Annotated in this window: 20 protein-coding genes and 1 tRNA gene; 7 read left to right on the top strand and 14 right to left on the bottom strand. The window is 37.1% G+C overall.

Annotation, left to right across the window (positions count from 1 at the left end; genetic code table 11):
• Positions 1-8: 8 nt before the first annotated feature.
• From AC0JIQ_RS04075 to greB, 3 genes are all read right to left on the bottom strand, one after another.
• Entirely contained in the window at positions 9-833 is an 825-nt protein-coding gene (locus AC0JIQ_RS04075) for a hypothetical protein (protein ID WP_046739556.1), read from the bottom strand.
• 500 nt (positions 834-1333) lie between these two features.
• Positions 1334-1423 (bottom strand) — tRNA-Ser (locus tag AC0JIQ_RS04070).
• Between the two features lie 96 nt (positions 1424-1519).
• Complete coding sequence (greB, locus tag AC0JIQ_RS04065; RefSeq protein ID WP_474202711.1) at positions 1520-2008, bottom strand: transcription elongation factor GreB; 489 nt, start codon at positions 2006-2008, stop codon at positions 1520-1522.
• Between the two features lie 371 nt (positions 2009-2379).
• On the opposite strand from greB, the gene AC0JIQ_RS04060 reads away from it, so the two are divergent.
• Positions 2380-3489, top strand: coding sequence for a transglycosylase SLT domain-containing protein (locus AC0JIQ_RS04060; RefSeq protein WP_004660845.1), 1110 nt, complete (start codon positions 2380-2382; stop codon positions 3487-3489).
• 52 nt (positions 3490-3541) lie between these two features.
• Here the strand turns inward: AC0JIQ_RS04060 and AC0JIQ_RS04055 are convergent, their stop codons facing one another.
• Positions 3542-3925: an SCP2 sterol-binding domain-containing protein gene (locus AC0JIQ_RS04055; RefSeq protein ID WP_004660844.1), complete on the bottom strand. Its 384-nt coding sequence runs from the start codon at positions 3923-3925 to the stop codon at positions 3542-3544.
• A gap of 200 nt (positions 3926-4125) precedes the next feature.
• Positions 4126-5031: a tRNA 2-thiocytidine(32) synthetase TtcA gene (ttcA, locus tag AC0JIQ_RS04050; RefSeq protein WP_004660841.1), complete on the bottom strand. Its 906-nt coding sequence runs from the start codon at positions 5029-5031 to the stop codon at positions 4126-4128.
• A 492-nt stretch (positions 5032-5523) separates the two neighbouring features.
• Between ttcA and AC0JIQ_RS04045 the strand changes: the two genes are divergently transcribed.
• Positions 5524-6384, top strand: coding sequence for a lytic transglycosylase domain-containing protein (locus AC0JIQ_RS04045; protein WP_474202710.1), 861 nt, complete (start codon positions 5524-5526; stop codon positions 6382-6384).
• A 214-nt stretch (positions 6385-6598) separates the two neighbouring features.
• The gene (gene htpX, locus AC0JIQ_RS04040; RefSeq protein WP_004660837.1) at positions 6599-7504 is read left to right on the top strand and encodes a protease HtpX; all 906 of its coding nucleotides are present in this window, start codon (positions 6599-6601) and stop codon (positions 7502-7504) included.
• Between the two features lie 57 nt (positions 7505-7561).
• Here htpX and AC0JIQ_RS04035 read toward each other — a convergent pair whose 3' ends face one another.
• The 3 genes from AC0JIQ_RS04035 to AC0JIQ_RS04025 form a co-directional block, all read right to left on the bottom strand.
• Positions 7562-8155, bottom strand: a complete 594-nt coding sequence (locus AC0JIQ_RS04035) for a DUF4112 domain-containing protein (RefSeq protein WP_474202709.1) — start codon at positions 8153-8155, stop codon at positions 7562-7564.
• 78 nt (positions 8156-8233) lie between these two features.
• On the bottom strand, positions 8234-9571 hold the full coding sequence (gene mgtE / locus AC0JIQ_RS04030; protein ID WP_474202708.1) for a magnesium transporter: 1338 nt from the start codon (positions 9569-9571) through the stop codon (positions 8234-8236).
• Positions 9572-9863: 292 nt separating this feature from the next.
• Positions 9864-12971 (bottom strand): multidrug efflux RND transporter permease subunit, encoded by a 3108-nt coding sequence (locus tag AC0JIQ_RS04025; protein WP_474202707.1) that lies wholly within the window; start codon positions 12969-12971, stop codon positions 9864-9866.
• Positions 12972-13281: 310 nt separating this feature from the next.
• On the opposite strand from AC0JIQ_RS04025, the gene AC0JIQ_RS04020 reads away from it, so the two are divergent.
• Both AC0JIQ_RS04020 and AC0JIQ_RS04015 read left to right on the top strand, forming a co-directional pair.
• On the top strand, positions 13282-14895 hold the full coding sequence (locus tag AC0JIQ_RS04020; protein WP_474202706.1) for a phosphoethanolamine transferase: 1614 nt from the start codon (positions 13282-13284) through the stop codon (positions 14893-14895).
• Between the two features lie 165 nt (positions 14896-15060).
• The gene (locus AC0JIQ_RS04015) at positions 15061-16194 is read left to right on the top strand and encodes a glycerophosphodiester phosphodiesterase (protein WP_474202705.1); all 1134 of its coding nucleotides are present in this window, start codon (positions 15061-15063) and stop codon (positions 16192-16194) included.
• A 40-nt stretch (positions 16195-16234) separates the two neighbouring features.
• On the opposite strand, the gene pnuC is transcribed toward AC0JIQ_RS04015, so the two are convergent.
• A complete protein-coding gene (gene pnuC / locus AC0JIQ_RS04010) occupies positions 16235-16807 on the bottom strand; it encodes a nicotinamide riboside transporter PnuC (RefSeq protein ID WP_250748073.1) in 573 nt (190 codons plus the stop codon).
• A gap of 412 nt (positions 16808-17219) precedes the next feature.
• Here pnuC and AC0JIQ_RS04005 point away from each other — a divergent pair, with 412 nt between their 5' ends.
• Together AC0JIQ_RS04005 and AC0JIQ_RS04000 are read left to right on the top strand one after the other, a co-directional pair.
• Complete coding sequence (locus AC0JIQ_RS04005; RefSeq protein WP_474202704.1) at positions 17220-18173, top strand: DMT family transporter; 954 nt, start codon at positions 17220-17222, stop codon at positions 18171-18173.
• Between the two features lie 120 nt (positions 18174-18293).
• Positions 18294-19898: a CocE/NonD family hydrolase gene (locus AC0JIQ_RS04000; RefSeq protein ID WP_474202703.1), complete on the top strand. Its 1605-nt coding sequence runs from the start codon at positions 18294-18296 to the stop codon at positions 19896-19898.
• A 29-nt stretch (positions 19899-19927) separates the two neighbouring features.
• Here AC0JIQ_RS04000 and AC0JIQ_RS03995 read toward each other — a convergent pair whose 3' ends face one another.
• The 5 genes from AC0JIQ_RS03995 to AC0JIQ_RS03975 form a co-directional block, all read right to left on the bottom strand.
• Entirely contained in the window at positions 19928-20242 is a 315-nt protein-coding gene (locus AC0JIQ_RS03995) for a DUF5713 family protein (protein WP_042862453.1), read from the bottom strand.
• A gap of 111 nt (positions 20243-20353) precedes the next feature.
• Positions 20354-21979: a vWA domain-containing protein gene (locus tag AC0JIQ_RS03990; protein WP_474202702.1), complete on the bottom strand. Its 1626-nt coding sequence runs from the start codon at positions 21977-21979 to the stop codon at positions 20354-20356.
• A 134-nt stretch (positions 21980-22113) separates the two neighbouring features.
• Positions 22114-22857 carry an SIMPL domain-containing protein gene (locus AC0JIQ_RS03985; RefSeq protein WP_474203223.1) on the bottom strand — a complete coding sequence of 248 codons (744 nt, stop codon included), beginning with the start codon at positions 22855-22857 and terminating at the stop codon, positions 22114-22116.
• A 112-nt stretch (positions 22858-22969) separates the two neighbouring features.
• Positions 22970-23818 (bottom strand): dihydropteroate synthase, encoded by an 849-nt coding sequence (gene folP, locus AC0JIQ_RS03980; protein WP_474202701.1) that lies wholly within the window; start codon positions 23816-23818, stop codon positions 22970-22972.
• A gap of 134 nt (positions 23819-23952) precedes the next feature.
• Complete coding sequence (locus AC0JIQ_RS03975) at positions 23953-24219, bottom strand: hypothetical protein (RefSeq protein ID WP_474202700.1); 267 nt, start codon at positions 24217-24219, stop codon at positions 23953-23955.
• Positions 24220-24277 lie beyond the last annotated feature (58 nt).

Below are 24277 nucleotides of genomic sequence, written 5' to 3'. Positions count from 1 at the left end.
ATAATATCTTATTCATTATATTGATAAACACCAAGCCGAAAACGTTTGTTGGCTTCAGGATTAGCTTCATCATTTTTACAATGATCGATCGCTGCCGAGATGATCGCTTTAGACATTAAATTCCACAGATCAACGCTCAATTGATTCAATTTTTCTACTGACTCTTGACTCAACTCATCTGCAAATATCGCTTGCTCTAAAAAATTTGTATTTTGAGTTAAATTGCTAATTCCTGCTGACAAATGATCCGAAATATTTTGAGTAAATAACTGTTTACTTTCATCAGCTTGTGGATTTGGAGTAAAACTTGAATTTTGTAAAATCACATTGTCATTTTCTTCTACAACAATACCTAAGCGTTTCAATTCTAATAAAATTGATTTAGGGTGCTTTTCTGAAGAAATCTGTTTAACTAGACTTTCAAAACTATTCTCTTCACCTTGAAAGGGAATCTGCAAAGGTAATTTTTGATTGATCCATACACCAACAACACGCGCAGGAACGCTGATCGGTAATTGTAAATTAAACTGATCTACCAGTGTATATTCACCATAAGTTTGGCAAAAACTTCTCACATCACGACGGTTTAATCCTGACAATAGGCTAATCGCTGAATCTGTTTTCTTTTGTTTAATCGATTCTAACTCTTTAATCGCTTCATTATAGAACAATGCTTTAAGCGCAGTGGTGAACTCATTATAGCCAATACCAGATTTTATTAGCCAATGAATGAGCTGAGGCATAATGCTGATAACATGCTCTAATGTTGTTTCAGTATCATGAGACAACATCGTATCTTCAGCAACAACTAAAGCTGACGTGTCTTTACTCATGCAAACTCCAATATCCAACACAGCGTAAATAGCTATTGAGATCAACCATGACTTCAGTCTTAATTATTTGGTATCACTCGAACGATGTAAGTATAGAATTGTAGCCTTTTTTTTGAAAAATTATGTATATTTTTACTATGGAATAAAACTTTATAAGAAAAAACAATAAATGCTAATACTGCACTATCCTTTCTCACAAAATTAGATAGCTCGTATTCTGCTCCTTAAAACTATTACTGAACTGCTATAATTTCTTCAAAAATGAATTATCCCAATGCTATCTAGTTTGCCATGATCGACCGTTGACAATAAAATATTGGTTTTATTTATTTTATTAAAATAGGTGTCGATACTTCTATAAAATTAAACTTATTTAGTCTCTTTTTATGGATTATTCGAAATCCATCTCATTAATCCAATATTCAATGCGGGGTGGCTTGAGGGGTAAAAACGCAGATAAAAAATAAGCCCTTGCAATAACAAGGGCTTATTTATATATTTGGCGGAAGCGGTGAGATTCGAACTCACGGAGGACTCACACCCTCGTCGGTTTTCAAGACCGGTGCATTAAACCGCTCTGCCACGCTTCCAATGGCGGCTATCATATAAATAAAAATTAGAATTGGCAAATCTTTTATTCAAAATAATCAATCAAATGCTCAAAATAAAATCAAAACAGTAAAAATTTAAACATTTTTAGATTTTTCATAGCAAATTGAGTTGATATACCACACTTTTTTTCCTAATGGAGTAATGACTTCCACCTCATCATCCACCTGTTTACTTAATAATGCACGTGCCATTGGAGACTCAATCGAAATATGCTGGGGATGATGATCATAAATTTCATCTATCCCAACAATCCTTAATTTTTTTTGCTCCCCGTCATCATTTTCAATCTCTACCCAAGCTCCAAAATAAACCTTGCCCTCTTGCTCAGGCATATAATCGACAATTTTTAATTCTTCTAAACGTTTACCTAAATACCGGACACGACGATCTATTTTTCTGAGTATTTGTTTATTGTATTGGTAATCTGCATTTTCTGAACGATCCCCCAAACTTGCAGCCCAATTTACTTTTTTAGTAATTTCTGGTCGTTCGTCATGCCATAGTCTTTTCAACTCGGCAACCAATAAATCATGTCCAGTTCGCGTAATTAAGTTAGATTTCATGGGTTCAAATACGTTAAAACAACATTCTATTTACAAGTTTTTGCATTGTATTCCTTATTTTAGCACGACAACAGTGTATAAATTTTATTCTTTTTCAAATCATACATTTGTGAGGTATTTCTCATTTTTTTATTGATCAAAATTTGACAATCCTTTTTTCGGCGCTTAATATGCGCCCCTAAGTTGGTTTTGTTTAATTTTTGTACACTTTGTGAATGATGTGTAACACGAACATCATTTCTCCCATTAATCCTATGTCATTTTGAATGGCGTCATGACTTGCCCACCCTTATTGAATTTATCAACTTTTAAAAGTTAAAGCTTTGTTTTGCTGAACTTTTTGGGCATAAATTACCTGTAGCGGAGACAACATGCACAGTAATTCAAGTTCTGGGTCGAGGCCTAGCCTTAACTCTTTATCTTCTAAACTTTCATTTCAAACGATGGTATTAGGAATAGCAATCCTTCCATTTAATAGTTTGAACGCAGAAAAATCACATCAATATAATACAGTTGTAACAACCAATACATTAACGGTAGTTGCTGTTGAAAACCCAACAACTGTATTTAAAGACGGGCAATTTTTGCATGGTTTTGGCTATGATTTAGCACGAAATTACGCCCAGAGTTTAAATGTCAAACTCGATTTTAAAACGGTTCCTGATAATGCAACTGCGTTAAAGTGGATTGCTCAAGGTAAAGCTAATCTTGCTATGACAACTGCAAATTTAGCAGCCATTGAAAGTAAACAACTTGTCTCTTTTTCTGCAAGTTGTGGTGATCAAGCTACTTTAAGTAAAAACGGATTAAATCCTCAACTCAATTGGGTACTTAAGCAAGCTGATGATCCGTTAACGCTCACTGCAAGTGGATTTGTTTGTCAAAGCAAACAGCTTGGTACAACCCAACAACTTGCTTCCTTTTATAATCGCAATGTGGTTAAACCTGAAGCATGGTCTACGATTCAAAAAGACCTGAATCAGCGTTTGCCAATTTATAAAGCAAGCTTTAAACAAAGTGCCTCTAAATATAATTTAGATTGGCATTTGCTCGCTGCAATTGGCTATCAAGAGTCTTATCTGAAACCCACCTCAGTCTCTCCCACTGGCGTGCGTGGTTTGATGATGTTGACCAATAGCACCGCTCAAGCAATGGGTGTGAGCAACCGATCTGATCCAATACAAAGTATTCAAGGTGGTGCGAAATATTTTGATCTGATGCTAGATCAATTTTCGAATGTACCTTATCCAGACCGTAATTGGTATGCTTTGGTCGCCTATAACATGGGACCAGGTGCAGTCAATCAGATTCAAAACCGAATCAAAAACCAAGGAAAAAACCCAAATCAATGGGTAAATTTATATGATTATTTACAGCGTAACCAAGCGCGAAATGGTCGATATAAACAAGCAGTTCAATACGTGACACGTATTCGAACTTACTTAGAACATTTAAAGACCAACAGTCGTATTGATGTCTAAGTTGAAAATAAAAAAGCTTACCTCGCGGTAAGCTTTTTTATGAGAAAAGGACTTAAGCAGTTTGCTCAAGTACTTTCTTGAATAAATCTTTTTGTTCTTGGCTTGGCTTCGCTGTTTGTAAAGCCATAAGTTGAGACATATCGCCTTGTACTTTGATTTTACCAGTCATAAATGCTTGCATCGCAGCAGCCATATCAAATTCTAAGAATACTTTACGTAATGTTTCAGCATCCATGTTTAAAGTTGTTTTAGCATTTGCAGACAAACCTTTTTGGATTTTACCAGCATCTAAAGCCAATTCGGTATTACCAGCTGCATCTGTTACAACTAAGTTAATCGCTAAATTCGCAAGCGCTGGTGGTAAATTTAAATCACCCGCTTCAGCAGTAAGTTTTTCAACAGTTGCAAACCAATCATCAGTTAAAAATGCAGCCATGATTATTCCTCAAATATATTTGTTCAATTTCTTGTGTCATCTATCCAGATAACATTAAATGAAGCAATTTGCTTGTGCCCTGTTATAGCACGTAATTTTTATTTTAGGCTATGGCTTTTTGTACGAAGAATTCACTTTTTAGCTCTTTTTTATAAAAAAAAAGACACTTAAATAAGTGCCTTTTCAAAAAGTTTTACATTTTATTCAGCAGCAAAACTCAAGTTCACTACATCAAGACGGTTTTTCATCTCTTCAGGGTCTTTCATATCAAATTCACGTTGCCCATCTAAGGCTTCGAAATCAAACAATTCACGGTCAGCCAATTGTGAAGGCGATACATTCTGTAAGGCACCAAAGATGCTATGTAAACGTTTTGGATGTTGTTTATCCCATTCACGTAGCATATCATTAATAATTGCACGTTGTAAGTTTTCTTGTGAACCACATAAGTTACACGGAATGATTGGGAACTTTCGTAGATCAGCATATTTAATAATGTCTTTTTCTTCGACATAAGCCAAAGGACGAATCAAGATATTCTTTTTATCTGAAGAAAGAAGTTTTGGTGGCATTGCCTTTAAGCTACCGCCATGGAATAAATTTAAAAAGAAAGTCGCCATAATGTCATCGCGATGATGACCTAATGCAACTTTGGTTGCACCGATTTCTTGTGCGAAGCCATATAACGAACCACGGCGTAGGCGTGAACATACTGCACAGTAGGTTTTACCTTCAGGCGTTAGGCGTTTAGTAATCGTATAAGTGTCTTTTTCAAGAATGTAATATGGAATGTTATTTTCTTCCATATAACGTGGTAAAACATCTTCAGGGAACCCTGGTTGTTTTTGATCAAGATTCACAGCCACAACATCAAAGTTAATCGGCGCGATACGTTTAAACTGCAATAAAATATCAAGCAACGTGTAACTGTCTTTACCACCAGACACACAGACCATGACTTTGTCGCCATCTTCGATCATGTTGTAATCACGAATTGCATGCCCTACTTGACGACGAAGCTTTTTCAACAGGCGATAATATGCCGAACTTGTCGGAAGCTCAGGCTTAAAATTAAATCCTTGGTTGGACTCCACTGGCGCGTACATAGACGTGATTTACTCATAAACAAAAATACCGCAAGATTTTATCCGATTCCGAAAAGATGCGCACCTAGAGAATTTTTCAATTTCGTGCAATCGTCATATTTCAGTTTCACACTGGTAAAATTCTGACCAAATTATGTCAAAACGGTCTGGATTGCTTATATTTCAAACTTTTCCACAGTTTTCCACAAAAGCTGTGGATAAAATTGTGGATTTCTTCGCTATTGACAAAGTATTTTTATGTGAGAACAAGGCTTACAATCAAATTGATCATTTTTTAACCAATGATTTTTAATTAATAAAAACAATGCTTTAAATATGTCAAGACTTAGATTTTAAAAAAAATAATTTAATTTTTTTTGCTGAACATTCGCACAAATCGACTTGCTTTTTGTAAGACAGTGGAAATAAAAAAATTGTAGCTAAAGTTTTTTTTATGCTTTTTTTTGTTACACTGCTGTGAAGAACCCATGCTCATCTTTTGTGAATATTATAATGATGGACAAAACAAAATATATTTTCGTCCTTTTTTTGGGGACAATCGGTTTTTTAAATACGACAGTATCTAGTTATGCTGGTCAAACCATTTATCAATTTAAAGATGATAATGGTACAACTTTACTTACCAATAAAAAGAAAGCTGAATACAATCACCTAAAAGTGATTAAAGCGACCTATTATCCTGATAGCAATATTCACAGCTATAGTAACTGGGGGTCAAGTGAAGCCTCTGTTCTACCAAGTTATAGTCGTAATAAAAATGCTTTTGATCAAATGATCCGTCAAGCAGCGCAACAGCATGGCGTTTCAGAAGGTCTTATTAAAGCCGTTATGCATACTGAGTCAGGTTTTAATATTAATGCGCGATCCCCTGTCGGCGCTCAAGGATTAATGCAACTGATGCCTGCAACTGCACGGCGTTTTAATGTGAGTAATGCTTACGACCCTCAACAAAATATTTTTGGTGGTGCTAGATATTTAAGTTGGTTGTTAAAACGTTTTAATGGCAATACGCAACTTGCAATTGCTGCTTATAACGCTGGTGAAGGCAATATTGATAAATATGGTGGAATACCGCCATTTCGTGAAACACAAGATTATGTCCGTCGTGTCACAAGTCGTTTTCAAAATCTCTATTCATCAGGTCTAAGTTCAACTTCGAGTTCTAACAATGCAAATACTCAAGTGATTGCTCAATCGGCTAATTATACATCTTCAAATTCAGAAGTTGTGGCTGCACCTAAACAATATAGCCGTCAAATTATCACATTGGCCGATGGTACTTTTACAGATGCACCAGGCACATATACCACAGCCAATGCAACGGCATCTGCACGAATCCGAGTAAGTGATTAAACAAAGAAATCACTTATTCTCACATCATGATTTTATTTGTTTTTTTCAAATAAATTAGTCGTTTCTCCCTTCTTAAAACACTTCTATTGTTTTATTAGCTTAATGTATCTACGCTCATTTTTTGCTTGAATTTTTAGGGTTCGCCCTGCATATTAGCGTTATGATTTATAATTTATAAATCAGATCAGTTTTTATTTATAAGAGGATTTTCTCAATGATGCGGATTGGTTTGTTCTTGCTGACCAACCTCGCGGTACTGGTTGTAGCTGGCATTATCTTGTCACTCTTCGGTGTCGGTAGTTACCATGGCGCGGGTGGCTTGAATCTAGGCAACCTTTTAGTCGTCTGTTTTGTCTTTGGTATGGTGGGTTCTTTAATTTCCTTATTCATGTCGAAGTGGATGGCTAAAAAAACCACTGGAACTGAATTAATTGACCCAAATGCTCCTCGTAGTCAAGCAGAAGCTTGGTTACTACAAGAAGTGGCACAACTTTCTCAACGTGCAGGTATTAAAATGCCTGAAGTTGGTATTTTCCCTTCTTACCAATCCAATGCATTTGCGACAGGTTGGAATAAAAATGATGCTTTAGTCTCTGTCTCGACAGGCTTACTTGAGCGTATGAACAAAGATGAACTTCGTGCTGTACTTGCGCACGAAATCGGTCACGTTGCCAACGGCGACATGGTGACCCTTGCATTGATTCAAGGTGTAGTGAACGCCTTCGTTATGTTCTTTGCACGTATTGCAGGTGACTTTATTGACCGTAATGTGTTCGGTCGTGAAGATGGTGAAGCACCTGGTCTTGCTTATTTTGCTATTACGATTGTACTCGACATCGTATTTGGTATTTTGGCCTCTGCGATTGTAATGTGGTTCTCTCGCCAACGTGAATATCGCGCAGACGAAGCTGGTGCACGTTTAGCAGGCAAACAAGCAATGATTTCTGCTCTACTTCGTTTACAGGCAGAATCAGAAATGCCTGATCAAATGCCAAAAGAAATGAAAGCATTTGCAATTGCGGAAGGTAAGGAACAAGGCTTTAGCTTAGCGGCTTTATTCCAAACTCATCCAACCATTGAACAACGTGTTGCCGCTTTACAGCAATTAAATGTTCAATAATCATTATCAGATAAATGATAAAGCCTCCGTTATGGAGGCTTTATTTTTGCTTAAAATCTAGTGTGTTTGAAAAGATTGATAAAACTGCCACAGATAACTAAAACCAGCCCAAACTGCAACAACCAATAAAATCAGTACAGCAATACCCAATAAATCTGGGATACGTAACCAAATCCAACTCACGATCGGATTACGCCAGAAAGCTGAAGTTTTCTGCTTTTGTTCAAGGGATTCATGCAAGAATGGATGCACCACATGAATATCACTGTGCACTTGATATTCCTCACGGATATGGTCATGTACGATTTCCAGTGTCTTGCGACTTGGACGAATAAATACGTCAAATAAGGTACCGACAATAGGTACAAAACCCACCAACATATCCATAATTGCCAGTTTGACTACACCGTTCAGTTTATGCTGTGGTACGCCCACTTCTCTGGCTTTTTTAAAAGCATACAGTGTTAAAACAAAACCTGCGATATCGCCCGCAAAAGGAATGGTACTCAATGCAGCATCTGCCCCGACTCCCTGTTTGGTAAAAGGAATCCGAACCAAACTGTCCATGGTATTCGCAAATTTTGCTAAATCACGTTCAACAGCAATCGCTTGCTGCTGAGTTAATTTTTTCTGTTCTGTTGGAGCAATCATTCACTCAACCTAAAAACCATGTTTATGCTTGAGAATAAAGCAGATTTTTCGTTTTGTCGGTACAATTATTATTACCAATCAGAATAAAATCATTGAGGCGATAAATAGATACACCAATACTCCAGTTGCATCACAAATTGAAGTGACCAAGGGTGCCGAAGCACTGGCAGGGTCAAGTCCAGCCTTATTTAAAATAAATGGTAAGCTCATACCAATCAGACAACCCATGAGTACAATTCCCATCATACTCAGCGCCAAAACTAAAGCTACCATCTCATCACCACGGAAATAACCCAGCAATGACACGGCAACCGCCATAGTTCCCCCTAAACATAAAGCGACCAAACTTTCCCGTCCGAGCAGATAGAACCAGTCTTTAAATTGCACATCACCTGTCGCTAAAGCACGCACCATAAGTGTTGAAGACTGAGAACCAGCATTGCCTCCACTTCCCACCAATAGTGGTAAAAAAAATACTAAGACAAGATTTTTCGCAATCACATCTTCATAATGAGCAATACCAATCCCTGACAACAAGCTACCAAACACGAGAAATACTAACCAAAACACTCGTTTCTGGTAAAGTTGCAAAATGGGGGCAGACTTGATACTGAGTTTAGAAGATGCATTGACGGCACCGACTTTTAAGAAGTCTTCGGTTGCTTCTTCACTCGCCACATCCATTGCGTCATCGTAGGTCACGATACCGACCATCATCTGTTGATGATCAATAATCGGCAATGCAAGTAAATCATAACGAGCAATGGTTTTTGCCACTTCATCTTGATCGGTATCTACATAAGCGGTTAAGACATTGGTCTCCATCAACTCATTAATATTTTGATCTTCAGGTGCCAAAATTAACTGCTTTAAAGACAATACGCCCAAAATCTTACGCGCTTCATCCAGTACATAAGCAAAATAGATCATTTCGGTATCAGGTGCTTCTAGGCGTAACATTTTAATCGCATCATTGACCATCATATTCGGTTTTAAAGTCGCATATTCCGAGCTCATGATTGAGCCTGCCGTTCCCTCTAAATAGGAAGATAGTTGACGTATATCTTCGCGTTCTGCTTGAGCCAAAGCAGGCAACAACGCATTTTGTTGTTCTTGATCCAAGCATTTGAACACATCGGCACGTTTATCCGAGGACATTTCGCCGATAATTTCAGCCAAAATATTTCTGGGCATGGCTTGGGCGAGTTTGACTTGTTCACTGGGAGGAAGATAGGAAAAGACATAGGCTCGATCAGGTAAATGTGTGAGCAGCAATTGACTTTGTTCAGCAGAAAGCTGTGTTAATACATCTGCAATATCGATAGCTTGAAAAGTTTTAACTGATGCAAGTGCAAGATCAATGTGATTATTTTTGAGTGCGTCACTTAATAAATATAAAAAGTTATTGTAGCTCATTTCTGCCTCTTCACTACAAATCATCTGCAATGAAGGGTCAAACGCAGCAAATTATTTTACTGTCGAATAAGAAGCTTCATTCAGATTTTGATGAATATAAAAATGTGTAATTTGGATTAAACTACAACTCTGCGTGTCCATTTAGGGCATTAAACCTAGTTAAACCGTTTATACGGCAGAGCCATACTACAAATATTTTTTTATATTCTCAACTTACACAACAAAAATGAACAATTCATGTCTTAAATGAATCCATGAATAATTCATTTCTATTGCTTGGCTTTCATTATTTTTATTTAAAAATTTCAATTTCTTCTTTAGGTTTAAAGATATTAGCAACAAGTACAAACATAAATGGAATAAATATCAGTACCAACACTGTCCCGAATATCACACCACCTAAAACACTGATACCAATTTCCTGACGGCTTACAGCCCCTGCTCCAAATGCAAAAACCAGTGGAATGACTCCCGCGCCAAATGCAAAAGACGTCATTAGAATAGGACGCAAACGCAGCCCTGCACCTTGTAGTGCTGCTTGAATGGCATTTTTTCCTTGTGTTTGTGCCATTGCTGCAAATTCAACAATCAAAATTGCATTTTTACAGGATAAGCCAATTGTTGTAAGTAAAGCGATCTGAAAGTAAACATCATTTGGTAAACCAAAAATATGGGCAAAAATAATACTACCGCCAATTCCTAAAGGAATTGCGGTCATCACAGCCATAGGAATACGCAGACTTTCATACAACGCGGCTAAACATAGAAAAATAAATGCAATAGAAATTAAATATAGCCAAATTGCTTGATTAGTCGATTGCTGCTCTTGATAAGAAAGCCCAGTCCATAGCAAACCTAAGCCTTCTTGTTGGCCCACCAACTGTTCAATATCTTTCATGGCTTGGCCTGAAGATTGACCACTGACAACATTAGCTTGTAATTGCAAAGCACTGTATCCCATATAGCGTTGCACAATGCTTGGTGTCCCTCCCCATGATGTCGTTGAAAATGAACTAAAAGGTACCATTTGATTTTGATTATTGCGTACTGACCAGCTATATAAGTCTTCAGGCTTAGAACGGAATGGTGCATCACCTTGTAAAATAACTTGTTTAATTCGACCACGGTCAATAAAGTCATTCACATATGTCCCACCCCATGCTGTCGACAAAGTACTATTAATTTCATTTAGATTTAAACCATTTGCCATCGCTTGCTTATGGTCAATCTTCACATTCAAAGTAGCTTTACTATCAGTGGATTGTTTATCTAAGTTTTCAAAACTTGAATATTTTTGTCCCAACTGTTGCAGTTGTTTAAAACTTTGATCAAGGAATTGTTCACCTTGCCCATTGATATCCTGAATCCATAAATCCATTCCATCTGTTGCACCTAATCCATTTACCGAAGCAGGCAACGTCACATTAATTTGTGCATCAGGAAATTGACTAAAATATTTAAGTGCTCTCTTGCGAATAGCTTCAGCAGAGTTTTTCTTCCCAGTACGGTTGTCCCAATGATTTAATGAAACAAAGCCTTGTCCAAGATTTTGCCCTGTACCAGAATTGTTTCGTCCATAGCGAATAAGCACTAAATTGACATTTGCTTTTTCATTCTGAAGAAAATACTGACGAATTGCCTCACCGACCTCCTGACTTTTTGAAAGTGGCGCACTATCCACTAATTTAAATTGAACACTTAATATCCCTTGGTCTTCTTTTGGCAAAAAACTACTTTGCAGACTGCTATAGAACAAAGCAAATACGGCAATTAATGCAATAAAAATCACAGATACAGAGATTTTATAACGAAGCATAGTTTGCACTAGAGATAAATACTTATTTTTAAGTGTGTCTATCCCGTTATTGAACCGAATCGCCCATGACTTAGGTTGATGATTTGGCTTTAAAATCAAAGCACATAAAGCGGGTGTAAGCACCAAAGCGACCACTAAAGATAAGGCCATCGCAGCAACTAAAGTGATTGAAAACTGACGATAGATAACCCCGATTGAACCAGAAAAAAATGACATTGGAATAAAAACGGCTGTTAACACCATGGTAATTCCAATCAATGCACCGCTAATTTCTTGCATAGATTCAACGGCTGCTTGTTTGGGTGACAAATACTGCTCCTGCATAAGCCGTTCAACATTTTCCACCACAACAATTGCATCATCAACCAACAAACCAATCGCAAGCACCAATGCAAAAAGAGTTAAGGTATTAATACTAAATCCAAGTAATTCAAGTACAGCAAAAGTCCCTAAGATCACGATCGGTACAGTAATACTTGGAATAAGCGTCGCACGCCAACTTTGAAGAAAAAGAAACATGACTAAAATAACTAAACCAATTGCTTCGACAAGTGTTTTAATCACCTCTTTAATAGATTCTTGCACAAAGGGAGTATTATCTCTTGGATAAACGATCTTATACCCTGTTGGAAGCTTGCTAGAGAGTTCATCTAAAGTCTGATGAATAAGCTTAGATGTTTGAATCGCATTGGCACCCGAAGATAAAGAAATGCCAAGACCTGCAGCTGGATAACCATTGATCGTATTAAAAGATTGATAATTTTCTGCCCCTAATTCAATCCGAGCAATATCTTTTAATTGAACAAAACTCCCAGATACATCTGATTTCACAATAATTTGTTCAAAGTCTTGAATCGTCTTTAAACGAGAACCTGCTGTTACTTTTGCATTCAAATATTGACCTTGAACAACAGGCAAATCGCCGATCGCACCTGCTGCAACCTGTGTATTTTGAGTGGTAATCGCGGTAACGACATCATTTGGAATTAAATTATATTGAGTCAATTTATTTGGATCTAGCCAAATTCGCATTGCATACTGCGATCCAAAAACATCTGTTTCACCGACGCCATCAATCCGATTTAAATTATCAAGGACATGTGTAGATAGATAATCAGACAACGCAATATTATTTGCTTGCCCTGTACTGTCATACAGTCCAATCACCATAAAGGTATCACCCAAGGACTTAGTGACATTAACTCCCTGCCGTTGTACCGCATCTGGGAGACGGCGTATCACACCACTAATTTTATTTTGTACTTGAACCTGTGCTGTATCGGGATTTGTGCCATTTTCAAAACTAATCGTAATACGGCTACGACCAGCTGCATCGCTGGTTGAACTAAAGTACAGTAAATGGTCGAGACCTTGGATTTGCTGCTCTAAAACTTGAGTTACACTTTGTTCAACTGTTTTGGCATCAGCACCACTATAGTTGGTCGATACTGTAATTTTCGGTGGAGCAATATCAGGATAACGTTCAACTGGCAAATTCAGAATTGCGAGTATTCCTAATGCCATAACAATAATGGCAAGCACACCTGCGAAAATTGGACGCTCAATAAAAAATTTAGATAGCATGGCTGCTCATTCCATCGTGGAAACAGTCAATTTTTTCAAAAAGATAGGAAAATAGAGGCACTTTCAATCTATGATCATTACCGAGCTTTCAAGGAAACACCATCCTTATTAACATATCATTGCAAAAAGCGAAAATTACGGAGAAATAATGGATTTTTTATTGATCATCAACATATCTCATCGAAAACAAATGAGGTCAAAAATTTAATTTACTATCCAATCAAATACTTCTTAATTTTAGATTGACACTCCACTCACTTAAACCGATAGTAGCACGCTCCCCTTTGCTCCCTTATTTTTCTAGGCATATATGAAGGCCAGTTTTAAACATTTTAATATTCTGCTCCTAATTTTATTGCCCGCATTAATTACTGGGGGGTTACTCAGTATTGCTGGTAATTTATCTGATGGTTTAAGATTGGGATTCCTTTCTTTGCCTGGTGTAGCTTTAATTTGGCTTGCCATTAAAACACAAAAAAAATATTGGTATGGACTTACTGTTTTATGGTGGTTTTCGACTTGGCTTGATGTACTACTACGTTCGAGTACGTGGTTTTTATTTAATAGTGATAATGAAGCCTATTTTATTATTGAAGCAATTGCCAATACCAGTCAGCAGGAAACGTGGGAATTCATACAACTACACTTAAGCACAATCTTAAGTGTGATTTTTAGCCTACTTTGCTTGCTAATTATTTACAGTATTTCTACTTTCAAATTGATTAAAGCTCACCATCTTGATCAAATGTGGCAGAGTCGAATTTATCGTAGTTGTATCGTTTTACTTGTTCTATTAACAATAACAAGCTATTTAATGAAGCCATCACGTAAAGTTCATCCCATCATTTTTTGGTCAGACTATCAAACAAAACTTCAAGATTTTAAAAATAGAATTAAGCAACATCAAAATGTACACCGACAATGGGACATCAGTGCAAAGCAAAATTTAACTCTAACAAAAAAACAGGATGAGAAACAAACACATGTATTAGTTCTCTCAGAGAGCTTAACAAGTTTAAATTTAAGTGTTTGTGGTTATCAACGCGAGACGACTCCGGAATTAGCAAAAAAACTTGATGAGTTAAAAATCTTTTGTAATGCATTTTCACCATCACCTTCAACGATTAATGCGCTACGTGTTTTATTGACTGAAAGTCCTGCATCTGCACATGATCAATATTCTTCAGAAAGTGTTTTAGCTTACGCTCGAGCAGCGGGCTATAAAATTTATTGGTTAAGCAATCAAGATGATAGTTATTTATCTTCATTATTTGGTTCTTATGCAGATACGGCTGTTTATAAAAATACACGATCAGGAAGAAGTAGTAATTCATTAGATGAAAAGCTTATTCCCGTTTATCAACAAGCTCTTGCAGATCCAGATCCTAAAAAGCTGATTATTCTTCATTTGATTGGTGCACATCCAAATTACCAAGAACGTTACCCATTAGCGTTTAATAAATTTACTGGAGACAGTAATGATCCTGTCGAACTCGACCTCAAGAATCGCAATATTGATCCTTGGGTTCGTTCACTACGCAATGATTATGATAATGCAGTATTATATGAAGACTCGTTGCTTGCCAGATTTTTAGATGATCTAAAGACTGATAATAATTCTAATTTTAGATCTTTTATGGTCGTTTCAGATCATGGAAATGAAGTTGGTCATGAGATTGACTATGCGGGTCACAGCCCGAATACAAAAGCGGGATACCAAGTTCCTGTGATTATGTGGCATGACAATATGCAAATCACGGGTGTCAATAAAGACAAAATACTCAATACAGCTGAACTCGATAACAACTTAATGCATATCATGGGTCTTAAAAATAAAACTGCTTCACCGCAATCTTATTGGTTAGATCGTGATTATCGTTTTACGCCTGAAGTAAATTGGCCTTATTGGAAACAGAAGTCATAATCTCCCTCCAGACCCCGCTTTATCAAAGCCTGAAATGCGATATTGAATTTCAAACATTCAGTTAAAAAATTTCATTATTTTCATAAAATTATCATCTGATTGTCATCCATTTGATAAATTAAAACGACAAGATCAATGCTTTAAGAAAAACTAATGAGTTAAATTATGTTCAAAAAAGCATTAGTCTGTGTCAGCTTGATCGGTATGACAGCTTGCCATGATGACAACAAAGATCAACACAGCACGGCGCAACCTGAACTTCAATTACCGCAAGTGATTGGACATCGTGGCGCAAGCGCACTTCGACCAGAACATACACTTGCATCCTATCAAAAAGCCATTGATGATGGTGCTGATTTTATTGAACCAGATTTGGTATCAAGCAAAGACGGCATATTGGTTGCTCGCCATGAAAATGAGATCAGTGGCACAACCAATGTTGCAACGCTTCCTCAGTTTGCAGACCGTAAAAGAACCAAAATCATTGATGGCGTGACTTTAACAGGTTGGTTTACTGAAGATTTTACTTTGGCCGAGCTAAAACAGCTCAAAGCACGTGAGCGTATTCCCCAGTATCGTGCTGCCAATACACAATATAATGATCAATTTGAAATCCCGACACTCGATGAAATCATTGATTTAGCTGCAAAGCATTATCAAAAAACGGGAAAAATTATTGGTCTTTATCCAGAAACCAAACACCCGACCTATTTCCAAAAACAGAATTTGGCAATGGAAGATACTTTGTTAAAAACCTTATCCAAATATCAATATAGCCGCGATATTGCGCCAATTTATTTACAGTCTTTTGAAGTTAGTAATCTCAAATATTTAAAAAACCAACTCGATTTACACAAGAGTGTTAAGCATGCACAATTAATTCAGCTCTATGATTCGCCTGAAGCAAGACCAGCAGATTATGTTGCACAAAACAATCCTAAAACCTATGCAGATCTAGCAACAGCACAAGGCCTGAAAGACGTTTCGGCCTATGCCAATGGTGTAGGTCCATGGAAAGTCTATGTCTTTAAAGATGCCGCAATGACACAGACCACCTCTTTTATTGCAGATGCCCATAAAGTCAATTTAAAAGTACATCCTTATACCTTCCGCCCTGAAAATAATTTCCTACCAGACAGCTTAAAATGTAGTAAGGATACGTCCAAAGCAGCCGAGCGTTGTGAGACAGGTTCAATCAAGGAAATGCAACTTTACTTCAAGGCTGGCGTAGATGGTATATTTACTGATGATCCTGCATTAGGTCGTCAGGCAATACAAAATTATCAAGCAACTAAATAAGTCAACGTAGTGAATAAGAGCAGTTCTACTGCTCTTATTTTTAAGAAAGAGTGAGTTGCTTGTGTTTGACTTGTTCCCATTGCCACCAACCATATGCTGCCAACAACACAAAAGCGGCATACAATCCTGCGGTTAAAAACAATTCTTTATAAATAAACATACCTACATAGACAATATCGACAAATACCCAAAGTACCCAAGTTGCAATATGTTTACGACTCGTCCAATAGGTTGCCAATAAACTAAAAGCAGCGAGTTGGGCATCTAATAACGGTACAGCAGCATCGGTAAAATGTTTAAGCGTTAAACCAAACAATAATCCACCTATTGCTGCCAAACACATTTGCATCAGTACTGTTTTAACAGCAATTGGTTCGATCCGAATCTCATGGTCTTGGCGTTTACCTTTCAGCCAATAATAAAAACCATAGAAATTAATCAGCATAAATAAGAATTGTAAAATCGTCTCGCCATATAATTTAAAGGTGAAAAAAAGGTAAGCATATAAAATAAATGCCAAAAAATTAAACCACCAACACCACATATTTCGTTTTATCGTAAGCGCAACACCGAGCACACTAATAATAACGGCAATAATTTCTAAAGAAGACAAGAGTAAACAACTTTGAAAAACTGAATCACATCATTATCAAAAGATTCTTTATTTAAGCAACAAAAAAATTCTAACATCATTTTAGATTGAAATTATTTTTCAGATAACGACTACTTTTCGCTCAAACCTTATGCTATAAAAATGAAAAGTTTTTTTAATTTTTTAATATGCTTATCAACACAGTTTCCAAAATGCGTCTTATTGATATCTCACATTGTATTGCCGCCAATGCAATGTGGCGACGCGTCTGCATTTTTATGCGAGGGGACTTTGCACAGCTTCATCCGATGATCATTTAAACATCTCATCATTTGAAAAATAAAGGTCGCCTCAATCGCGACCTTTTTTATTGCCTTCATTTTTTTAATCACTCAAATACAGTATTGCGATCAAACTAAACAGGAACATTTTCATGACACAGTTTCAACAAAAGAACTTTATACAAACGACACAGATTCAACCGACTGTAGCACCCAACTCCCCTCGCCTAGCTACAGTCGGTCAATTTATTGCAGTTGTGCTGATTTGGTCTTTTACTCCATTGGCGGCTGTCTGGACAGTACATGAGGTTCATTGGGCGTGGGGCTTATTGATTCGATTCACTCTCGCCATTCCTCTTGCCCTAATTTGTCTTTTTTATTTTCGACTTAGACTCATTCTAAACTTTAAAGCCATGATGAGTTATGCCGCTGGCGCTCTTGGTTTATTTGGATCAATGGCTTTCTGTTATATGGGGGCAACTAAGGTTTCATCTGGAATGATCTCGATTATTTATGGAACAGCGCCTTTATGGTCAGGCCTGATTGCAGTTTTTATTTTAAAACGTGAGCATTTTTTTCAGCGTCAATGGTATGGATTATTGCTTGCCATTTTTGGGCTATCACTCACATTCGGTGTTGGCTCTCAGCAAATTAATATGGACCTCGTTGGTGTACTGTATGAAATTATTGCTGTGCTACTTTATGTAGTTTCAATGTTTCTCGTTGCTAAAATTGGTGCTTCGATCCATCCTATTATTCAAACGACAGGGTCAACAATTGTTTCATGGTTCGGGTATTTATGTTTACTACCATTCTTTATGACTCAAATGCCAGTGCAGTTACCAAGTTTACAGGTGTGTCTTGCTTTACTTTACAGCGCCGTTTTTTCATCAGTATTAGCTATGATTTTTTACTTTAATCTTATTCAAAAACTTAACCCAACGACAGTGATGCTGATTACGATTATGACGCCTGTATTAGCAAGTTTTTGGGGGATATTTTTCAATCATGAGCCGCTTAATTCACATTTGATTTTAGGCTTAATCTTTTTATGTGCGGGATTGTTCTTATATGCTTATCGCTCAAGCCCACATCGAATTAAATAGTATCAAACTGATAGGTCAATAAAATGACCTATCCTTTATAGTCTCAATCCGTTTCACACAGTAAACTACATACCATCCAATTAGAATTTCCCACAGATTTGCTCAAGGATGAAAGAATCTATGCGTTCAAATATTTTATGGCTTTGCTTCGGCATTTTTTTGCTATTACAAGGTTGTGTCAATGCACCCATTCAACCTCAAAAAATTCAATCGCAACCAACAGAATTAAAACAACGTTATTTTCAAGCAAAAACAATCGCATCAGATGGAACAATCATTGCGTTTACAGTGTATCAACCTCATTTAAAAGCAGGACAAACAGCTCCTTTGCTGCTACATACCCATGGTTTTGGTTTATCTCGAATGAAAAGACCAGAATTAAGCTTGTATGGTTTTTTACTTCCGACGGGTCAAGTAGCCAAAACAGCGTGGAAAAATGGCTATTGGGTAATCAGCTATGATCAACGTGGTCATGGAAATAGTCAGGGTAAAATCCGCTTAACCGATCCTGAAAAAGAAGCTCAAGATGTCATCAGCATCATGAACTGGGCTGAAAAAAATTTGCCACAACTCGCACAAAACCAAAATGGGGTTCGTACGGGCATGATTGGCGAATCTTATGCAGGAGGTGTGCAATATATTGCTTCCGCTTTAGATCCTCGCTTACAAGCAATTGTACCTATCACAACTTGGTATGACATCGTCGAAAGTCTTGTGCCTAATGGTGTGCCTAAAGGTGACTGGCTAAGTTTCTTAAATTTGATTGGCGATTGGTGGAATTGGAACAAATTTGATCTGCAACTGAAACAAGCTTATCAAGATACCCAACAAGGTCAGTTGAAACAATCAACTTATGATTTTCTAAAAACACATCAAGCAAGTTGGTTTTGCGAAACTGCACAAGCCCCTCAAGCAGATGCTCTCATTATTCAAGGGTTTAGAGATGTTTTATTTCCTTTTAACCAAGGTGTAAAGGCAGCTCAATGTATTCACAAAGCGCAGCATGAAGTCCATTTAATCGGCGTACAAGGTGGACATTTACAACCATTTGCACAGCATTCTCCATTAGGTGATACTCCTTTTTGGTATATTGGAAAATCTGTCACCTGTGGAAATCAAAAAAAATATAAATTACAAGACACGATCATGGGATGGTTTGATCAAAAACTCAAAGACCAAACTGCAACAATTGATTTACCAGAATTATGTGTCGACAAAAGTCCGGTCTATAAGTTCAAAGATTTGGATGCAAAAACACAATACACGTTAAATAAAACTTGGATTGAACCTCAGAATTCGCAAGCTGTGTTCGTTCCGATCCATACAATAACTGAATTGGCAAATATCACAGGTACACCACAACTTACTTTAAAGATCGAAACGCCAAACAATAAAGTAGAACCAACACTATTTATTTCTATGGTCATTAAATCTGGAAAAACGGGTAAATATGCTATTTTAAATGATCAAACAACGGCATTAAATCCAAGCAAAAAACATACTTTTGACCAAGTTATTTCTAATAAAGATTCAGCATCGAAAGGAAATCAAACTATTGAATTACCTAGTATTAATGGACGTTTAAACAAAGGCGATACTTTAGGCTTACTGATTCAGACCGAAAGTATTTATTATCAAAAAATTAAACAACCTAAAATTGAAGCATGGATTTCAGGTCAAATTACTTTACCTAAATTTTGGACTGATATTTCAAATAAGGAATAATTATAATTTCTAAACATCGAGAGTGAATTTTACCACTCTCGATTTGCAATCAATTGTTCCATTTCAATCTCAAAATAACCTGCTTCTTGCACAATCATCATCATAGCTTCAGCAATATAATCTGCAGCCGTATCATCCAAACTTGAATCCAGGTCTTCAAACTGGGGTTTCATCTCATTAATTGCGATCATTGTATGATGAGCAAAATGATATATTTCTGCTTCAGTTAAACCTGAACGACTCACCTTTTTGGAAAAGTGTTTAATCTGTTGTTTAACTTCGGCAACGAGAATATCAGGATAATATTCATCATCAAACATGGGGAGAAGGAGATCTTCAAACATAAATAAAATAATATGCCAATAAAACGCCATGCTTATAACATAATCTCATACAAATCACGATATTTAGACATAAAAAAAGCGATCTTTCCGACCGCTTTTTAAAAAGATAATTTAGTCTTTTTTAGCACTTAAACTTTTTGCGATCTTGGCAAGCTCTATAAATTCCTCACGCATTTGGTAAGGATCTGGTTTTGCAGATTGCTGGGCTAACTGAATAATTTGATCCCACCCCATAGCAGCATTGTATTGCCCACCTTTTAGCTGCTGGGCATAGGAAGCCACTGCAATGGCAAAACGAGTATCGCTATTGGCCTGAGCAAGGGACTTACTTTCAGCTTTTACAGCTTGATTTAAAAGAATACTCTTCTCTTGATTTGGCAATTTATAGCGCAAATTTACAAATGCATATTCAGATTTTTTCGTTGTATCTGTTTTTTTCGATGCCTGATAACGTGAATCATTGAGCCAGCCTTGTTGTCCAACTGGAACGATTTCATAAATTGCTGTTACGTTATGCCCTGCCCCAATATCTCCTGCATCGACTTTATCATTATTAAAATCTTCCTGTTTTAGCATCCGATTTTCATACCCCACCAAACGATATTCCTTCACCGTCGCAGGGTTAAATTCAACCTGAATTTTGACATCCTGAGCAACCGTTGCAAGCGTCGATGAAAGCTGTCGTTCTACGACTTTTTTTGCTTCATTTTTATTATCGATATAGCTGTAATTGCCATCACCTGCATCCGCCAATTGTTCCATGAGCTGTTCATTGTAGTTTCCAGTACCAAAACCTAATGTTGTGAGGGAAATACCACTTTTACGTTTCTCAGCGACCATGCCTTTTAAAGTGCTAAAGTCAGTAATACCAACATTAAAATCACCGTCCGTCGCTAGTAGAATGCGATTAATGCCATTTTTCACAAAGGCTTTTTCAGCCTGCTTATAGGCCAATTGAATGGCTTGCTCACCTGCCGTTGCACCACTTGCTTGTAATGTATTAATCACTGCTAGAATCTTATCTTTTTCATTACCAGCTGTCGGTTCTAATACCAATTTTTCGCCGCTCGCATAAGTAATGATGGTGACTTTATCCTGAGCTCGAAGTTGCTCAGTGAGTAAACGCAAAGTTTGCTTAACTAATGGAAGTTTATCTGCTGCATCCATACTGCCTGAAACATCAACCAAGAATACCAAATTGGCAGGCGGCAATTGTTTGGTGCTTAAATCTTTGGCTTGAATCCCAATTTTGATCAGCTTGGCATTTTCTTTCCACGGCGAGTCAACAGTTTCAGTACTGACTGAAAATGGATGTACATTATTTGGCTGCGGATACTGATAATCAAAATAATTAATCATCTCCTCGGCACGAACGGCGTCAACAGGTGGTAAACGTCCATCATTCAAAAAACGGCGTGTATTGGTATAACTACCTGTATCTACATCAATACTAAAGGTTGAAATAGCTTGATCGGCGACTCGATGAACAGGATTAACATCATTCTTTTGGTATTTTTCAGTATTCTGTTCTAAACGCGATCTTCCGTTTGCCGGCATCGCCGCAATGTATGATGCTGGTGCGATCATCTTCTGCGTGCTATTCATAGAAGATAGTGGTGCAGGCACTGGCATTCCGGTCTCAACAGCAACATGTGCTTGTTGTTTGACTGGATTACTACACGCCATAATCATACAACTGAGCAAACTCAATGTAAGTATTTTTGTTGATTGATGCATTATTCAATTCCCCAATTCTATTTTGTCTTTTCAAATAAAGTCGATATGTGCAGAATTGTATGAAAAAAAAGATAGATACATCGTGTTCGAATGTATCTATCTAAAAATTATTTATTGTTGATCTAAATTAAGTTTTACTCAATCGCATAGTTAATAGTGACGACCACACGGGCAATTTTCTTAATAGTCGCTTTATCATAAGCACCCCCATAATCACTATCATCATCCGAACCACTTTCAGGCAGAATATAGAATGCACCTTGACTAGCTGAACGCATCATCCCCACTTGAACATTACCAACTTTAGCAAACTCATTGGCACGGCTATACGCATTCTTGGTTGCATTGGCAATCAAGGACATTTTGATTTCTTCTAAATTCGAAACGAGATATTCAGGTTTCTGTTCAAGGGCGATGCCTTTTTCATCCAAGACATAAGCATCTTTAGCCGCTTGTTCAATCTTCTTGATATCACGACTATTGATCACTAAAGATTGTAATGCCATATAGCCTTTAAACTCACGATTGATCCGCCCTTCCCCCATATTCACTTCTTCATAATAGGGCTGAGAACTTTTATTTCCGAATTGCATATTTTCGGCTTTGAACCCGTGTTCAACAAAAAAACTTTGTAGTTCCTTCATGTGTTGATCGAGTAATTGATAAGCTTCTGGGATCGTCGCTGAAGTGTGGTTGGTTTGTAAGTTGATTTCCCAACGTGCTGCATCTGCTTGAATCGGTTTCTCAGCTAATCCTTTGACTGTAATTGAATTTTTGGTGCTATTAAACTGTTTAAGAGCATAGCCCATCACAGCAGCAGAAGCAATAAAACCGAGACTCAGAATAAGAGCAAATACCCATAAACTTTTATATGTTATTGTTTTATTTTACATTTTTTAATATCACTCAATTTAATTATACATTTGTTATATTTAATCTGATTTAACAAGTCAATAGAGCCATTAGGCCCTACTGACGCATCAGTGAGGCCTAAATTTGCATCATGTTCCAAACTTTTATCGCATCGCGAGTGGCTTTAACATCATGTGCCCGAACAATACTCGCACCCTGCTGTATGCTTAAAAGGTGCCCAGTCACACTGCCAACCGCGCGCTCTTGAGCAGGTACACCATTTAAGGCTTCACCGATAAAACGTTTCCGTGATAGGCCTGATAAAATTGGATAGCCCATTCGATTAAGTTTCCAAAACTCATTCAATAATTGGAAGTTTTGCTGTGCATTTTTAGCAAAACCAAAACCAGGATCGATAATAATATGTTCAGGTTTAACTCCAACCGCAATGGCCTGATCCAGACGTTGTTGTAACTCCTGAATCACATCTTCAGTCACATCATCATACTGATCCAACTGATTCATATTGGTCGGTTCACCACGCATATGCATCAGCACCACAGGAATATTCAACTCGGCAGCAGTTTCCAAGGCCTGTGGACGTGTTAATGCACGAACATCGTTCCAGATATGCGCACCTGCTTGTACCGCAGCACGCATCACTTCTGGCTGACTAGTATCAATCGAAATAATTACATCATAATTGGATAATGCTTCAACCACAGGAATCACTCGACGAAGTTCTTCTTCTAGCGCTACAGGTGATGCATTTGGACGTGTAGATTCTCCACCAATATCAATAATCTTTGCCCCATCTTCAATCATTTGTAAGGCATGTTGAACCGCCTGATCTTTTTGATGGTGCTGTCCGCCATCACTAAATGAGTCAGGTGTTACATTAAGAATACCCATAATCTGTGGCTGGGATAAATCCAATGTAAAATGACCGCATTGTAACTGGCACGGTGGTAATGGCATCAACTGCATCAAGCTTCTCCATTTCTAATAACGTATATTTTAGCAATGATCAGTTGATCTAGGTGTTTCTTTATTTTCAATCTTTTTTGTCTGCTCAATTTTTCATTATAAATTTTCGAAAATGACAAAAATTCATCCAAAAATTAATAATCCATATCAAGAATGAGTTTGTAATAACCCAGTTTTTTATTTTTTCCCTGAAAAATATCAAGTTTGCAAATAAATATAGATTGAGAATAATTCTTGTTTACTTCTTGTAAAATAGACGCTGTCTGAAATTGAAGTAAATCAAAATCACATAATATATCTAAATCATTCAAAGTATTTTTCTGAAACATTCTATCTAAATATCTATAAGCTAAATTTTCAACCTTCAAAAATAATGCTGATAATCTTTCAACTCTAGACATTTTAATTCACTCTTTTTATTTGGCCATAAAAAAGAGCCGCTCTTGAGCGGCTCTTTTT

The sequence above is a fragment of the Acinetobacter sp. FB genome (genome assembly GCF_056033405.1).
Note: the sequence above shows the minus strand (reverse complement) of the source record. Positions and strands in the feature narration are given on the sequence as shown.